The following is a 15,206-nucleotide window of genomic DNA, read 5'->3' on the forward strand; positions in this document are numbered from 1 at the left end:
AAAGCATGAGCCACCGGATCCAAAGTGTCTCGGCGGAGTTTGTACCAAAGCGACCGTACGCGGCTGCAAAGTGCGTGGCGGGGTACTTTAACAATTGCGTGAAACAGCGGCCGATTGCGCTTGTGCAGGCGTCGGACGACGAATATATAGGCGCCAAATTTGGGGCAGTTTGGGTGAGTCGAATGAACGACATCGTTACCGCCGATTACGTACCCTCCGAAGACGAGCCGTTCATGAACGAGCGGCAGAAATCCTACTTCCGCTCAAAGCTCGTCACCTGGAAGAATGACATATTGCGCGAAGCGCGCGAAACACTGGAAATCCTGCAGCAAGAGAACGCCAACCACCCCGATCTGGCCGATCGCGCCTCTTCGGAAACCGACCGCGCCATCGAACTCAGGGCCCGCGACCGTCAGCGCAAGCTCATTGCAAAGATCGACTCCGCCCTGCAGCGCATCGACGAAGGCACTTACGGCTATTGCGAAGAGACCGGCGAGCCGATCGCGCTGAAGCGGCTCGATGCGCGTCCGATCGCGACATTGTCGATCGAAGCGCAGGAGCGGCATGAGCGCCGCGAAAAAGTCTATCGCGACGACTGAGGTCAAGGCCGGCGGCGCACGGCCGGCTGTCATCGAACGAACTCGATTCTGAAATGGCCGGTTTTCCGGCCATTTTTATTGGTGCGGCATCCACCGCTCAGGGCGGGCGAAGGCAGTAAACCCTTGATATTTGGCGCTTCGGACGAGGTGGTTCGGCAGTAGACCAGTAGACCGGCGACGATGTTTTCCGCGGGGATAGCGACCCGGCGGTTGCTCATCTCTTCTGACTGGAGAGTTCGCCGAGAAGCTTGGTCATCTCGTCGTCGAGCGACTGCGGCGCCGCCGGCTTGCCCACCGGGCCGCCCGAACGGGGCTGATCCAGCGACACTTCGAGTTCCCTCATCAGCGTGTCGTCGATGCTGTCCTGCACCGGCTGCGGTGGTGGCGGCGCGTGCCGGGCGGTGTTGGCGTTGGCGGAGCCGTAGGCAGGCAACGGCGTGACATTGGTCGGCTGATAGCTTTGCGTTGCCGGCTTCGGTGCAGGTGCCGGCGGCGCTGTTGTACGCGGGCGGGCGGGTGGCGTCGTGTTCACCGGCTGTGGAGCGGGAGCCTGTCTCGCCGGCGGCGGAGCGGGTTGCGGCGGACGCGGTCTTGCCGGGGCCGCGGCGGCCGGAACCGGCTGCAAGCCGCCATCTCCGGTCAATGCCGGCCGGCGTAGCGCCGAAAGTCGGATATCGCGCTCGACGACGACGTCGGTCGGGCCGCCGATCAGAAGCAGGTGCTCGATATCGTCACGGCGTATCAGTACCAGCCGGCGATGGCTGTCGACGGCGGTGGCATCCATGACGGCCAGTCGCGTCTTGCGGTTCCGGCCACCGGCGACGAAGGTTCCGAATGTCAGGTTGCGCACCAGCTTGATGATAACGAGAACGATAACCAGCAGGACAAGCGCTGCAAACGTCCACAACAATGCTGCGGCATAACCGGGACCTGCCACGCTATCGAGCCATTGCATTGGGTTCCCCTGATCGCCCTTGGAAGTGACGAGACACTAGACCGTTGCAGCGGGCCACCGCAAGTTGCGTTTCACGCTGGTGAACAGCTAGAAAAACTCCGAAGCCCGGAAGACATCATTTTTATCCGACATTTGCCGCCCAGGCCTTTTCCGGACTAGGAGAATGTGATTCAACCCGCTAGGGGCGGGTGTCGGAACACCGGAATTCACGAGCAGGGGGCACATGGCCAAGGAAGCGCGCGGCGATTTCTATCCGGTACCGATCGTCGACCAGAATACGCGACCCGGCGCGGTCACCCGGCTTATCATTTTCATCGTCGTTCTGACGGGGGCGGCGATCGTCTTCGGGCTTTTCCGCGAGCGCCTCGGCGATCCTTTCCTGCTCGGCATGCTCGGCGTGCTGGCGATGATCGGCGTCGGCTTCCTGTTCGCGACGGCGATCGGCTTCGTGCAGGTCACGCCACGCTCGACAGGCGACGAACTGTCGAAATCCTTCGTCGATTCGATGTCGCAGGGGCTTCTCGTCACCGACACCAAGGGCCGCGTCGTCTACGCCAATCGCGCCTATGCGGATATGACCGGAGCATCGTCCGCTGCCGACCTGAAGACCGTCGAGGGATTGCTCTCGGATGTCCCCGAAGCCTCGGTGACGATCTATCGCCTGGCATCCGGCCTGCGCGACGGCCAGCCGGGCGACGGCGAGTTTAGGCTCGCACAGTCCATTCGGCCCGGTGCCGAGCCTGGCGCCCGCTGGTACCGGGCACGCGCCCGCGCCTTCAGCGTTCCAGGCCAGCGGCTGCCGATGCTGGCCTGGCAGCTTGCCGACATCTCGCAGGAGCGGGCCGAGCAGGAGCGCTTCTTCCTCGATCTGCAGAAGGCGATCGATCATCTCGACCACGCGCCGGCCGGCTTCTTTTCGGCCGACCAGGAGGGCCGCGTCACCTATATCAACGCCACGCTCGCCGAATGGCTGGGCATCGACCTCACCAGCTTCACGCCCGGCGCCGTGTCTCTGTCGGAGATCGTGGCTGGCGACGGCATGGCGCTGGTCCGCTCGGTCAAGGCCGACCCCGGCACCACACGCAACGCGGTGATAGATCTCGACCTGACGACCACGACGGGCGAAGCGCTGCCGGTGCGCTTCATGCACCGCGTTTCGGCCAGCCGCGAAGGATTGAACGGGCCGACACGCACGATCGTGCTCAACCGCACGCAAGGCGAGGATGCCTCTGCCGATTTGCGGGCTTCGGAAGTGCGCTTCACCCGCTTCTTCAACTCGACACCGATGGCGATCGCCGGCGTCGACCACAATGGGCGCATCCTGCGTACCAATGCGCCGTTCCTGTCGCTGTTTTCGTCTGTCGTCGATCGCGACGCCGTCGACCGTCGCGTAAGGCTCGACACGGTGATCCACGAACGCGACCGGCCGGCCTTCGCGGCTGCCTTCGAGAAAGCGCAGCAGCGGCAGGCCGACATCGAGCCGATCGACACGCTTTTGCCTGGCAACGACGAACGGCACATCCGCTTCTACGTCAACGCCGTCGCCGACGGCACCGGCGGCGAGGGGGCCGAGGAGTCGGCCATCGTCTACGCCGTCGAGACAACGGAGCAAAAAGCGCTCGAAGGGCAGATGGCGCAAAGCCAGAAGATGCAGGCGGTCGGCCAGCTTGCCGGCGGCATCGCGCATGATTTCAACAATGTGCTGACCGCCATCATCATGGCGTCCGACCTTTTGTTGACCAACCACCGTCCGTCGGACCCCTCCTTCCCCGACATCATGAACATCAAGCAGAACGCCAACCGGGCGGCTTCGCTGGTGCGGCAGCTTCTGGCCTTCTCGCGCAAGCAGACGTTGCGGCCGGAAGTGCTCAATCTAACCGACGTGCTCGCCGATCTCAGGATGCTGCTCGCCCGCCTGGTCGGCAACGACATCAAGCTGAAGGTCGACCATGGCCGCGATCTGTGGCCGGTCAAGGTCGATATCGGTCAGTTCGAACAGGTGGTGGTCAACCTTGCGGTCAACGCGCGCGATGCTATGCCGGCGGGCGGCGATCTGACAGTGCGCACCCGCAATGTCACCGCCGAGGAGTGCAAGGCCTTTTCCTACCGTGAACTCGCCCCGGCCGACTATGTCGTGGTCGAAGTCGAGGACACCGGCAGCGGCATCGCGCCCGACGTGCTGAAGAAGATTTTCGAGCCCTTCTTCACCACCAAGGAAGTCGGCAAGGGCACCGGCCTTGGCCTGTCGATGGTCTACGGTATCATCAAGCAGACCGGCGGCTTCATCTTCTGCGATTCCGAAGTCGGCAAAGGCTCGACTTTCCGCATTTTCCTGCCGCGTCACATCGCCGAAGCGAAAAAAGCAGGCGAGCCCGGCGATGCGCCGGCAGCGCCGGCAAAGGTCGCCGATCCGGCCAAGGATCTGTCGGGCTCGGCCACGGTGCTGCTCGTCGAGGACGAGGATGCCGTGCGCATGGGCGGCATGCGGGCGCTGACCTCGCGTGGCTACACCGTGCACGAGGCATCGTCGGGCGTCGAGGCGCTGGAAGTGTTCGAGGCGCTGGGCGGCAAGGTCGATATCGTCGTTTCCGACGTGGTCATGCCGGAAATGGACGGACCGACACTGCTTGGTGAATTGCGCAAGCGCCAGCCGGACATCAAGTTCGTCTTCGTGTCCGGCTACGCCGAGGACGCATTCGCCAGAAACCTCCCGGCAGATGCGCATTTCGGCTTTCTGCCCAAGCCGTTTTCGCTCAAGCAACTGGCGACGATCGTCAAGGACGTGCTGGAGTCTTAGAGCCTTTCCCATGTTCCTCCTTGCACAACGCCGTGACAACGCCATGATTGCGGGTGAAACGGCAGGAAGGCTTAGGGGAGCAACTTGTGACGCCGCACAACGAAGCGGACAAGGACGACTACGCCGACACGGTGTTGTTGCCGGGTGATCCGCAGCGTGCCGAGTGGATGGCGCAAACGTTCCTGGAAGCGCCGCGCTGCATCAATCGCCGCCGCGGCACGCTTGGCTTCACCGGGCTGTTTCGTGGCAAGTCCATCAGCATTCAGGCGACGGGCATCGGCGTTTCATCATTTCTGATCTATGCGCATGAACTGCTGGACCATTATGGCGCCCGGACCTTGATCCGCACCGGCACCTGCGGCAGCCTGACCGCAAAGGCAAAACTGCGCAGCCTTGTCATCTCACAATCGGCACAGGCGGAAAGCGCCCAGAGCGGCCAGGTTTTCGGCCTTTATGGACCCGCTGGCCCCGACCCGGCGCTCCTCGCATCGTCACTGGCCAAGGCGGTAGAATTCGGCATCGACCATCATGCCGGCCTGACGGTGTGCAGCGACATCTTCTATCACCCGGAAGGGCGCGCCCGTTTTGCCGTTGCGCGGGCGGAAGGAGCCCTGGCCGTGGATATGGAAACCAGCGCGCTCTATCGCATATCGGAGCATTTCGGAGCGCGTGCGCTGTCGATGTGTGTCGTGGTCGACAACATCGAGACCGGCGAACAGACCGACTATTCCGAGCGCCAGGAATTGTTCGCAGACATGAGCCGTCTGGCGCTCGCTGTCGCAGCAGAGAGCTAGAGTACGGGTCTACCGGGTCAGCCCCTTGCGTACGGCAGCGACATCGTCAGAGGAGACCGCCGGGGCGGCGTTGCCCCAGCTGGCGCGCACATAGGTCAGGACGTCGGCGACCTCCTGGTCCTTCAGGCGCCAGGCCAGGGAGGGCATGGCGGGCGTAGTCGGTGCATCAGCCGTGTGCACGGCCTGGCTGCCGGCAAGGACGAGCCGGGCCAATGTTTCGGAACTGCCCTGCGCGACGATCGAATTGCCGGCAAGGGAAGGGAAAAGCACGCCTGACCCGGCACCATCTCCACCATGGCAAGCCGAGCAATTGTCGCGATAGATTGCCTCGCCCGTTGCCATCCGTGTCGCGTCAGGCTTTGCCGGTTGGACGCTGTCGACATCCGAGCCCAGGCTCTTGAGGTAGACTGCAACCGCCTTGAGATCGGGATCGGTCATTTTCGACGTGGAGTTCTCGATGGCCTCCGCCATCGGACCTGATGCAATCGAATGCGCGTTGACGCCGGTCTTGAGGTATTGGACCAGATCCTCCTGAGACCATTTTCCAAGGCCCGATTGCGCGTTGTTGGTGATGTCGGGGGCAAACCAGCCTTGCAGGGAGGCACCTTGCAGGAACTCGCTGTCCTTGTCGGCGCCAAGGAAAGATTTGGGCGAGTGGCAGGTGCCGCAATGTCCTGCGCCCTGGACGATATAGGCGCCGCGATTCCACTCCGCCGACTTGGAGGAATCCGGCTGAAAGCTTGCCTCGGTAAAGTTGAGGACATTCCAGCCCAGCATCGCCAGCCGGATGTTCAACGGGAAGGGCAGCTGATTGGCCTCGACCTTATTCGATACCGGTTCAACCGTCGTCAGATAGGCCCACAGGTCGGAAATGTCCCGATCGTTCATCCTGGTATAGGCGGGGTAGGGCATTGCGGGGTAGAGCCGCACGCCATTGTGGCCGACGCCTGACTTCATCATGCTGCGGAAATCGGCTTCCGACCAATTGCCGATGCCCGTTTCGCCGTCGGGGGTTATGTTGGGCGGGACAAGCATGCCGAACGGCGTCTCGAGCGGCAGTCCGCCAGCCAGCGGTTTGCCCCCGGCCTGCGTATGACAGCCTGCGCAGTCGCCGAGCACGGCCTGATACTGTCCACGTATGATCTGGTCCGCCTGGTCGGCACTCCGTGCCGGGCCCGCGTTGAGGGCCGCGGCGCCGATGGCGAGCGTGAAAACGAGCTTGTTCATGCCTGCACCAGGGATGCACCGGGATTGCGCAGATATTGATTGCGGATGGCATCGGCGGCGCGGAAGGCGAGCGCGCCGACGGTTCCTGTCGGGTTCTTGCCGGCATTCTGCGGGAAGGCCGACGCGCCGATGACGAAGACATTGGGGACGTCCCAGCTTTGGAGGAAGGTGTTGACCGCGCTCTTCTTCGGGTCCGTTCCCATGATGGCGCCGCCCGTATTGTGGGTGCTCTGGTAGGGGACGCTGTCCCAGCCCTTCTTGCGGCGGCCGACGGCGTACTGCTTGCCGCCGAGCGCCTTGGCGATTTCCTCCATCCGGTCGCAGACATAGTTCGACATGCGGATGTCATTGTCGGGAAAATCAAACGTCATGCGCATCAGCGGACGACCGAAACGGTCCTTGTAGGTCGGGTCGAGGTCGAGGTAGTTGTTGCGTGTCGCGTAACTGCTTCCCTGGGACGAGTAGCCAAGCGTGCTCTTGTAACCCTCGACCGTTGCCTTCTTCCAGGCGCTGCCCCATTTCGGCGTGCCGGGCAAGGTCGGCCTGGTTCCGATCGGGCGCCCGTTGGTGGGAATGCAGTTGATGCCCGCGCCGCCGACGAAGTCCAGCGCGCCGTGGTCGAACGCGTCACCATTGTAATCGTCGATCGTCTGGCCGAGCGCGCCGGCGGCGATGAACGGGTTGAAGTTCTTGTCGTCGAAGAACACCTGCACGCCGGCATTTGTCTGGTAGCAGTAATTGCGCCCAACCGTTCCTTCGCCACTGCCGGGATCGTAGATCTTGCCGATACCGGACAGCATCATCAGCCGGGCATTGTGCAGGCCGTAGGCGCACAGCAGCACCAGATCGGCCGGCTGGAAATATTCCTCGCCTGACGTGTCGACATAGGTGACGCCGCGCGCCGACTTGCCTCCGGGAGCCAGATCGACATGCAGAACCTCGCTGTCGGTGCGAACCTCGAAATTCGACTTCTTCATCAGCACGGGAAGGACGGTGGTCTGGGCGCTCGACTTCGAATAGTTGGCACAGCCGAAGCGTTCGCAGAACCCGCAATAGGTGCATTGACCCATGGCGATGCCGAGCGGGTTGACATAGGCCCGCGACATGTTGGCGGATGGGGTCGGGAAGGGATGCAGGCCGATCGACCGGCCAACCTCGGCGAACAGGGTTGGCGCGTAGGTCATCTGCATCGGCGGGTTCGGATAATCCCGCGACCTTGGATCCTCGAACGGATTGCCGCCTTCCTGCAACTGCCCCTTGATATTGCCGGCCTTGCCCGAGATGCCTGCCAGATACTCGAACTGGTCGTAATAGGTCTCCATCTCCGCGCCGGTCACGCCCCAGTCCTCGACCTGGAGATCGGCGATTCTCGATGCACCATATTTCTTCGTCAGATTGGTCTTTATCTGAAAGTCCGAATCCCAGAACCGCCAGGTGTGGCCGTTCCAGTGGACGCCGGCGCCGCCGACGCCGTTGCCGGGGAGAAAGGAGCCGAAATCGCGCATCGGCAGCGCCTTCTGCGAGGGGTCATTGCGCACCGTCATGGTTTCCACGGTCGGCTGCAGGAAGAGGTCGCGCCGGATGCTGTAGCGCAACTCGTCCTGCGCATAGCCGATGTTGAAATCGGTTGCCGTGTCGCGCCAGGGGCCGCGCTCTATGGCCACCACGTCCAGGCCCTGATCGGTCAATTCGTGGGCCAGAATGGATCCCGTCCAGCCGAGGCCGACGATCACGACGTCTTTGCGAGGCAGTATCTTGGTCATGATCAGGCGCCTTTGCCGAGCCATTCGGGACGCCCGATGATCGAGACAGGCGGCTGCGGATATGGCTGATTGTGTTTGCTGACATGGTCGCGGTAGTCGTAGCGGGCACCTGGAAAACCAAGCATGCGCCACGAGACCATGTCCTTGTTGCCGCCATAGACGGGGTCGGCAAAAAACCCTTCCATGGTGTTCTGCAGCAGAAGCCCGAAGAAACCGGGACCCTTGACGCCATTGGGCAGGTCGACTTTCCCGGCCTCCATTGCCGTCAGGAAGGCATCCTGTTCGGCCGATGCGAGCTCGACGAATGTCTTGCCGTCCCGCTGTTTCAGGAAGGCGTCGATGGCGGCAAGCCCGGTGCGGTAACGCTGCGCCGGATTGGCCTCGCCCTGATAGCCCTGGGTGGGCAGTCCAGGCAGAAACGGGCCTTGCGTGTAAAGCCGGCTCGACACTCCGAACGCCCCCATCAACTGCCTGTCGATATAGACGGCGCAACCGGCTTCCTTGCCGCCCATGCTGAGCTCGTCGGCCGGAATGATGCGGTCGACGATCGCCTCGACAAGGGCTGCTTCCTGGGCTGAGAAAAAGTGCCAGCCGCCGGCCACGACCTGCGCGGGTGGATCGGATGCCATTGGCGTCCAGGGCAAAGTGCCCGAGAACGATCGCGCAAAACCGGCCGATGTCGCGGTTGCCGTAAATATTGCGACCGAGGACAGGAAAAGACGCCGATTCATTCGAACAGGATTGCGATGGTTCATATTAGGAATCTCGAAAATAAGAGAACGCACCCGGGAAGTGACGCCCAAGTAATCATGACAACGATAGTTAGTTTAATCCGCAGATCGAATGCCGATAGACTGCGAGATGAAAATGACCTCGTCAACCACATCACAAAATCGTTAGCGAGGGTTCGGTCGACTGCCGATCGGGTCTGGGTGTGTTGTTGAAGCCGGATGGCTGCCCGGAAGTCGGGCCACGATCCCGCGAAGCATCCGGCCTACCTGCCCGGATCCTGGACCGATAGAAACAGCGTCGTGCCATCAGGCATGAATCAGGAACCAGCCACTGACCGGGTGGCGTTCGAGGTCGCGGTCAATGCCAGGCCCTACCGCGACGCATCACCAGGCTCTCAAGGTCCCTTGATCATACTTGCTCAGCTGGCAAGCAGGCTAATGAGTTTACGACCTGGACGACACCTTGTAGACTGAACACCATGGCGCTCAAACGGATGGACAACATAGGAATCGTCGTCGATGACCTTGAAGAGACGATTGGTTTCTTTGGCGAGCTCGGCCTTGAGCTCGAAGGGCGGGCAACGATCGAAGGAGAATGGGCCGGACGTGTCACGGGACTGGGCGATCAGCGCGTCGAGATTGCCATGATGCGGACGCCGGACGGCCACAGCCGGCTCGAACTGTCCCGTTTCCTCACGCCGCCTGTCGTCGCCGATCACCGCAACGCCCCGGTAAACGCCCTGGGCTACCTCCGCGTCATGTTCACTGTGGACGACATTGACGGGACGCTCGAAAGGCTCCGCAATCGCGGTGCGCGGCTCGAAGGCGAAGTCGTCCAGTATAGAGACGTGTATCGGCTATGTTACATTCGAGGGCCTGGAGGGCTTCTCATCGGGCTCGCCCAAGAACTCAGCTGAGCGCAATACGCTAAGCGGCCTCCCGCTTCGGCACCATCTGCTCATCCATCCCTGGCCGATGGCCGCGCAGATAGAGCGCGCAGGTGGTGCGCAGCATCGACGCAAAGTTCGGGATGGCGCCGTTGATCTCTATGGCTTCGTCATAGAGCTTGGAGATGAATTTCGGCGTCGTCAGGTTCTGGTTCTCGGCGATCTCGTCGAGCAACGCCCAGAATGTTCCTTCAAGCTGGATGCTGGTCGAGTGGCCGTCGATGCGAATCGACCGGTTGATCTGGCGATAGCCTTCGGGATCCTGGCCCGCAAACACCCTGCACATCCGACAAACCTCCCATGATTGTTGGTCTTGGGTGGACGGGCGTGCAGTTTGATACTGCTTGACCTGTCCCCACATGCATTCTCGGGTAAAATCGCCGCCACGGCAATCGGACTTTTGTCCTTGTTGGCGATGGAGGACGGTTCACGGCTTCGGGCGTGGTAACCGGCTGCCACCACCTTTTGTCCGTGCCGCGCATAATCGTCTCCACACCAGAGCGGAGACTGATTTGGCCAAGGCGATCCACAGCATGATCCGGGTTCTCGAAGAGGCCCGGTCCGTCGATTTCTACAGAAACGCCTTCGGGCTCGATGTCGCCGACAGGCTGGATTTCGAGACATTCACGCTCCTTTACCTCAGCAATGCCGAGGCAGGGTTCGAGCTCGAACTGACCGTGAACAAGGATCGGCAGGAGCCTTACGGGCTCGGCGACGGCTACGGTCACCTTGCGGTCTCGGTCGCCGATCTCGACGGCGAACATGATCGTCTCGGTGCGCTTGGCCTCAATCCGAAGAAGATCGTCGAGTTCAACCGCGACGGGTCGCTGATCGCGCGTTTCTTCTTCATCGAGGACCCCGACGGCTACAAGATCGAGGTTCTGCAACGCACAGGTCGCTTTCAATAGGAGACATTGCAGCCGCACCGGCAGGTAGCGCCAGCAACGGCACTCTCAAGGGTGCAAATAGCAAGCAGGGAGGAATAAAAATGGTCACGATCTATGACGCGAAGCCTGGGCTTTCCCGTCGAGAGCTTCTCAGACGCGGCGGCATCGGCGCGCTGCTCGTCATCTCCGGCAGCGCCGTCATCAGCCCCGAACATGCCTGGGGGCTCGAGACATCGGCACTCAAGCCCGAAACCATGGCGACACTGATCCAGATGGCGCGTGACATCTATCCGCACGATCAGGTTCCGGACAAATATTACGCCATTGCCGTGAAAGGTCATGACGAGCAGGCCGGCAAGGACGCCGCCTACAAGGCGATGCTCGAGGACGGCATCGCCGACCTCGACAAGAAGTCCGGTGGCGGCGGCTATCGCGGCCTTGGCTGGGAGGAGCAGCGGGTCGCCGTGCTGAAGCAAATCGAGGTGACGCCATTCTTCCAGGCCATCAGAGGCGGCCTCGTCGTCAGCCTCTACAACCAGAAAGAGGTGTGGCCGATCTTCGGTTACGAGGGCGAGTCCTATTCCAAGGGCGGCTACATCGCGCGCGGTTTCGACGACATCGAGTGGCTCTGAGCCCCGTCGTTCCTGAACCCGCAAACAGAAATCATGGGAGGAAACCATGGCAGCTTCATTTGATCTGAACAACGACGGCGTGGTCGTCATCATCGGCTCGGGCGCCGGCGGCGGCACGCTCGGCAACGAACTCGCCCAGAAGGGTGTCGACGTCGTCATCCTGGAAGCCGGCGCGCGCCACGAATACGAAGACTTCATCAATGACGAGTGGGGTTCGTTCAGCCAGCTCGCCTGGACGGACAAGCGCACCACGTCGGGTGACTGGCGTGTGGCCAAGGACTTTCCCAACCTGCCGGCCTGGATCGTCAAGTCGGTCGGCGGTTCGACCACGCATTGGGCCGGAGCTTCGCTGCGCATCCAGGAGCATGAGTTCAAGACGCTGTCGACCTACGGCAAATTGGAAGGCGCCAACCTGCTCGATTGGCCGATCACGCTGGCCGAGCTGGAGCCCTACTATGCCAAGGCTGAAGCCAAGATGGGCGTCACCGGCACCAATGACTGGCCGCGGCTGCCGGGCAACAACAATTTCAAGGTGCTGAAGGCCGGCGCCGACAAGCTCGGCTATAAGGAATGCCACACCGGCAACATGGCGATCAATTCGGTCGATCGTGACGACCGCATGTCTTGCCAGCAGACCGGCTTCTGCTTCCAGGGCTGCAAATGGGGCGCCAAATGGTCGACGCTCTACACCGAGATCCCCAAGGGCGAGGCGACAGGCCATCTCGAAGTCAGGCCGAACGCCATGGCGATCAAGATCAACCACGACGCTAGCGGAAAGGTGACCGGCGTCGTCTACGCCGACAAGGACGGCAAGCTGCAGGAGCAGAAGGCGCGCATCGTCGCGGTTGCCGGCAATTCGATCGAGAGCCCGCGGCTGCTGCTCAATTCGGCATCGGGAAAATTCCCCGATGGGCTTGCCAACTCGTCGGGTCAGGTCGGCAAGAACTACATGCGTCACACCACCGGCTCGGTCTATGCCATCTTCGACAGACCGGTGCACATGTATCGCGGCACGACCATGGCCGGCATCATCCGCGACGAGGCGCGGCATGATCCATCGCGCGGTTTCGTGGGTGGTTACGAGTTCGAGACGCTGTCGCTCGGCCTGCCGTTCATGGCGGCGTTCCTCGATCCGGGTGCCTGGGGGCGCTCGTTCACCGCCGCACTCGATCATTACGACCACATGGCCGGCCTGTGGATCGTCGGTGAGGACATGCCGCGTGCGGAGAACCGCATCACGCTGCATACCGACGAAAAGGACGCGCACGGCATGCCGATCGCCGACGTGCATTTCGACGACCATCCGAACGACACCGCGATGCGCAACCACGCCTACAAGCAGGCTACGGCACTTTACGATGCGGTCGGCGCCACCCGCACCTTCCCGACGCCGCCCTATCCGTCGACCCACAATCTCGGCACCAACCGGATGAGCGAGAAAGCGGAAGACGGCGTCGTCAACAAGCACGGCCAGGCGCACGACATCAAGAACCTGTTCGTGTCCGACGGCAGCCAGTTCACCACCGGGGCCGCCGAAAACCCGACCCTGACGATCGTGTCGCTCGCGATCCGCCAAGCCGACTACATCGCCGCGCAGATGTCGGCAAAGACGATCTAGTCAAATCCTCCCGACAGACTGCTGGCGCGGAACCCGCAAGGCTCCGCGCCTTTTTTCCTTGCCGCCTCATTGCTTGGTGCAGGTCGAGGCGGTGAAGGCGCCGTCGGGCTGCTTCATGATGATGTCGAAGGAAGGCGCGGTTTCACCGTCCAGCGTCGCCTGGGTCAGCGACAGTGAATTGCCGCCGGCGGTATATCCGCCCAGCGGCCCCAGCCACGAGATCACGCCGTTTGCGTCCATTTGGTAGTTATAGCCCTGCCGCGCGGTGCCGAAGACGCCGAGGCTGGTGTAGACGGGGCCGCTGTAGACGTTCCCCTTGATGGTGATGTCGCCGAGGCTGAGGAACATGCCAAGCAGGTACACTTCGCAATGATAGGCGCCGTCAGGCATCTTGCCGTCGCTGAAATCGGCTCGCGCTGCCCCGGTTGCTGCCGTCAGAAGTACTATGCCGATGAAAATACGTAAAATACCTGTAACCATGACGTCGCTCGCTTGAAGAGCGAGCTTGCCCTATTTTTGCACCGCGCCGCAACATCGGTCGCCTGAGGCACTGGTGAGATCAAAATCTAGGCAGATTGGGCAAATGATCGAAAAATAGGCAGCAGCTGCGCAAGCTGCGCAAATTTCCCTCAATCGATTTCTGGCCACCTCTCTTTGTTTTGTAAGCTCTATATTCCAAGGTGCTGATATCTCTAATTTATTTGTGCCCTTTCGGGATTGCCAGAGCGGTTGGCATGGGGGTTGCTTTGTAGTGTTGCGGTGCAATCAACCAGCTTGGGAGTCCGTCATATGAGGGGTAATTTCTCGACAATAACAAAAATGTTTTCGGCGAGCGTGGTCGCCGCCGGCCTGTTGATCTCCGCTCCGGCGAAGGCCGCCGACGACACGATCAAGGTCGGCATTCTCCATTCGCTGTCGGGGACCATGGCGATTTCGGAGACGACGCTGAAGGACGCCATGCTGATGCTCATCGACGAGCAGAACGCCAAGGGCGGCCTGCTCGGCAAGAAGCTCGAGGCGGTCGTTGTCGATCCGGCTTCCAACTGGCCGCTGTTTGCCGAAAAGGCGCGCGAGCTGATCTCCAAGGACAAGGTCGCGGCGGTGTTCGGCTGCTGGACCTCGGTGTCGCGCAAATCGGTGCTGCCGGTGTTCTCGGAACTCGACAACATCCTGTTCTACCCCGTCCAGTATGAGGGCGAGGAAAGTGAGCGCAACGTGTTCTACACCGGTGCGGCGCCAAACCAGCAGGCCATTCCGGCCGTCGACTATCTGATGAGCGAGGATGGCGGTTCGGTGAAGCGCTGGGTGCTGGAAGGCACCGACTACGTCTATCCGCGCACCACCAACAAGATCCTCGAAGCCTATCTGAAGGCCAAGGGCGTGGCTGCGGAAGACATCATGGTCAATTACACGCCGTTCGGCTTCTCCGACTGGCAGACCGAGGTTTCGGCGATCAAGAAGTTCGGTTCGGCCGGCAAGAAGACCGCCGTCGTCTCGACCGTCAACGGCGACGCCAACGTGCCGTTCTACAAGGAACTCGGCAACCAAGGCATCAAGGCCGAGGACATTCCGGTCATGGCCTTCTCGGTCGGCGAGGAAGAGCTTGCCGGTCTCGACACCGCGCCGCTGGTCGGCCATCTCGCTGCCTGGAACTATTTCGAGAGCATCGATACGCCCGAGAACAAGAAGTTCATCGCCGACTGGCACAAGTTCATCAAGAACGACAAGCGCACCACCAACGACCCGATGGAGGCCCATTATATCGGCTTCAACATGTGGGTGAAGGCGGTCGAGAAGGCCGGCACCACCGATCCGGACAAGGTCATCGACGCCATGATCGGCGTCTCGGTGCCGAACCTGACCGGCGGCTATTCGACGATGATGCCGAACCACCACATCACCAAGCCGGTGCTGATCGGCGAAATCCAGGCCGACGGCCAGTTCGAAACCGTGTCGCGCACGCCGGGCCTGGTGATGGGCGACGAATGGTCCGACTATCTGCCTGATTCCAAGGACCTGATCTCGGATTGGCGCGCGCCTCTGTCCTGCGGCAACTTCAATGTTGCCACCGGCAAGTGCGGCGGCAAGGGCACGAACTGATCCCTCCCAGGGCTGACCTAGTCAGACCGCGCGCGTGGCCCGCGGGAGACCAGCCCGACAGCGGCCCCCCAAAAACCAAAAATAGGTATAGACGCCCCAAGAAAAGGGTTTTGATAATAGGTTTGTTGGGGTTTTTATGGTGGGGCCGCCCGTCTT

General features: G+C 61.7%; 14 protein-coding genes. 8 read left to right on the forward strand and 6 right to left on the reverse strand.

Annotated features, from left to right (window positions below; genetic code table 11):
• Positions 1-182 precede the first annotated feature (182 nt).
• Positions 183-599 (forward strand): RNA polymerase-binding protein DksA, encoded by a 417-nt coding sequence (dksA, locus tag NKH97_RS28985; protein WP_013531862.1) that lies wholly within the window; start codon positions 183-185, stop codon positions 597-599.
• Positions 600-813: 214 nt separating this feature from the next.
• Here the strand turns inward: dksA and NKH97_RS28990 are convergent, their stop codons facing one another.
• A complete protein-coding gene (locus NKH97_RS28990; RefSeq protein WP_352440300.1) occupies positions 814-1,554 on the reverse strand; it encodes a hypothetical protein in 741 nt (246 codons plus the stop codon).
• 223 nt (positions 1,555-1,777) lie between these two features.
• Here NKH97_RS28990 and cckA point away from each other — a divergent pair, with 223 nt between their 5' ends.
• On the forward strand, positions 1,778-4,351 hold the full coding sequence (gene cckA / locus NKH97_RS28995) for a cell cycle histidine kinase CckA (protein WP_023813021.1): 2,574 nt from the start codon (positions 1,778-1,780) through the stop codon (positions 4,349-4,351).
• An 86-nt stretch (positions 4,352-4,437) separates the two neighbouring features.
• Positions 4,438-5,145: a purine-nucleoside phosphorylase gene (locus tag NKH97_RS29000; RefSeq protein ID WP_023813020.1), complete on the forward strand. Its 708-nt coding sequence runs from the start codon at positions 4,438-4,440 to the stop codon at positions 5,143-5,145.
• Positions 5,146-5,154: 9 nt separating this feature from the next.
• Here NKH97_RS29000 and NKH97_RS29005 read toward each other — a convergent pair whose 3' ends face one another.
• The 3 genes from NKH97_RS29005 to NKH97_RS29015 are packed head-to-tail and all read right to left on the reverse strand — an operon-like array spanning position 5,155 to position 8,764.
• Entirely contained in the window at positions 5,155-6,372 is a 1,218-nt protein-coding gene (locus tag NKH97_RS29005; RefSeq protein ID WP_023813019.1) for a cytochrome c, read from the reverse strand.
• Positions 6,369-8,135 (reverse strand): GMC family oxidoreductase, encoded by a 1,767-nt coding sequence (locus tag NKH97_RS29010; protein ID WP_352440301.1) that lies wholly within the window; start codon positions 8,133-8,135, stop codon positions 6,369-6,371. The genes NKH97_RS29005 and NKH97_RS29010 overlap by 4 nt, the downstream gene beginning before the upstream one ends.
• A 2-nt stretch (positions 8,136-8,137) precedes the next feature.
• Entirely contained in the window at positions 8,138-8,764 is a 627-nt protein-coding gene (locus NKH97_RS29015; protein ID WP_245273274.1) for a gluconate 2-dehydrogenase subunit 3 family protein, read from the reverse strand.
• 581 nt (positions 8,765-9,345) lie between these two features.
• Here NKH97_RS29015 and NKH97_RS29020 point away from each other — a divergent pair.
• The gene (locus tag NKH97_RS29020) at positions 9,346-9,783 is read left to right on the forward strand and encodes a VOC family protein (RefSeq protein WP_023813016.1); all 438 of its coding nucleotides are present in this window, start codon (positions 9,346-9,348) and stop codon (positions 9,781-9,783) included.
• 10 nt (positions 9,784-9,793) lie between these two features.
• Here NKH97_RS29020 and NKH97_RS29025 read toward each other — a convergent pair whose 3' ends face one another.
• Positions 9,794-10,099, reverse strand: a complete 306-nt coding sequence (locus NKH97_RS29025; protein WP_023813015.1) for a ribbon-helix-helix domain-containing protein — start codon at positions 10,097-10,099, stop codon at positions 9,794-9,796.
• Between the two features lie 226 nt (positions 10,100-10,325).
• Between NKH97_RS29025 and NKH97_RS29030 the strand changes: the two genes are divergently transcribed.
• From NKH97_RS29030 to NKH97_RS29040, 3 genes are all read left to right on the forward strand, one after another.
• Complete coding sequence (locus NKH97_RS29030; protein WP_352440302.1) at positions 10,326-10,721, forward strand: VOC family protein; 396 nt, start codon at positions 10,326-10,328, stop codon at positions 10,719-10,721.
• Between the two features lie 80 nt (positions 10,722-10,801).
• A complete protein-coding gene (locus NKH97_RS29035) occupies positions 10,802-11,332 on the forward strand; it encodes a gluconate 2-dehydrogenase subunit 3 family protein (protein WP_352553014.1) in 531 nt (176 codons plus the stop codon).
• Positions 11,333-11,378: 46 nt separating this feature from the next.
• Complete coding sequence (locus NKH97_RS29040; protein WP_352732915.1) at positions 11,379-12,950, forward strand: GMC family oxidoreductase; 1,572 nt, start codon at positions 11,379-11,381, stop codon at positions 12,948-12,950.
• Positions 12,951-13,016: 66 nt separating this feature from the next.
• Here NKH97_RS29040 and NKH97_RS29045 read toward each other — a convergent pair whose 3' ends face one another.
• Positions 13,017-13,430, reverse strand: coding sequence for a hypothetical protein (locus NKH97_RS29045; RefSeq protein ID WP_352775641.1), 414 nt, complete (start codon positions 13,428-13,430; stop codon positions 13,017-13,019).
• Positions 13,431-13,769: 339 nt separating this feature from the next.
• Here NKH97_RS29045 and urtA point away from each other — a divergent pair, with 339 nt between their 5' ends.
• A complete protein-coding gene (gene urtA, locus NKH97_RS29050) occupies positions 13,770-15,050 on the forward strand; it encodes an urea ABC transporter substrate-binding protein (protein ID WP_245273273.1) in 1,281 nt (426 codons plus the stop codon).
• Positions 15,051-15,206: the final 156 nt, after the last annotated feature.

This window comes from Mesorhizobium sp. M0870 (assembly GCF_040319775.1).
GTDB lineage: Bacteria > Pseudomonadota > Alphaproteobacteria > Rhizobiales > Rhizobiaceae > Mesorhizobium.

Coding starts and splice junctions, on each gene's coding strand:
- NKH97_RS29020 (WP_023813016.1), top strand. CDS start 9,346: ATGGCGCTCAAACGGATGGACAACATAGGAATCGTCGTCGATGACCTT.
- NKH97_RS28990 (WP_352440300.1), bottom strand. CDS start 1,554: ATGCAATGGCTCGATAGCGTGGCAGGTCCCGGTTATGCCGCAGCATTG.
- dksA (WP_013531862.1), top strand. CDS start 183: ATGAACGACATCGTTACCGCCGATTACGTACCCTCCGAAGACGAGCCG.
- NKH97_RS29025 (WP_023813015.1), bottom strand. CDS start 10,099: ATGTGCAGGGTGTTTGCGGGCCAGGATCCCGAAGGCTATCGCCAGATC.
- NKH97_RS29040 (WP_352732915.1), top strand. CDS start 11,379: ATGGCAGCTTCATTTGATCTGAACAACGACGGCGTGGTCGTCATCATC.
- NKH97_RS29005 (WP_023813019.1), bottom strand. CDS start 6,372: ATGAACAAGCTCGTTTTCACGCTCGCCATCGGCGCCGCGGCCCTCAAC.
- urtA (WP_245273273.1), top strand. CDS start 13,770: ATGTTTTCGGCGAGCGTGGTCGCCGCCGGCCTGTTGATCTCCGCTCCG.
- NKH97_RS29045 (WP_352775641.1), bottom strand. CDS start 13,430: ATGGTTACAGGTATTTTACGTATTTTCATCGGCATAGTACTTCTGACG.
- cckA (WP_023813021.1), top strand. CDS start 1,778: ATGGCCAAGGAAGCGCGCGGCGATTTCTATCCGGTACCGATCGTCGAC.
- NKH97_RS29015 (WP_245273274.1), bottom strand. CDS start 8,764: ATGGCATCCGATCCACCCGCGCAGGTCGTGGCCGGCGGCTGGCACTTT.
- NKH97_RS29035 (WP_352553014.1), top strand. CDS start 10,802: ATGGTCACGATCTATGACGCGAAGCCTGGGCTTTCCCGTCGAGAGCTT.
- NKH97_RS29010 (WP_352440301.1), bottom strand. CDS start 8,135: ATGACCAAGATACTGCCTCGCAAAGACGTCGTGATCGTCGGCCTCGGC.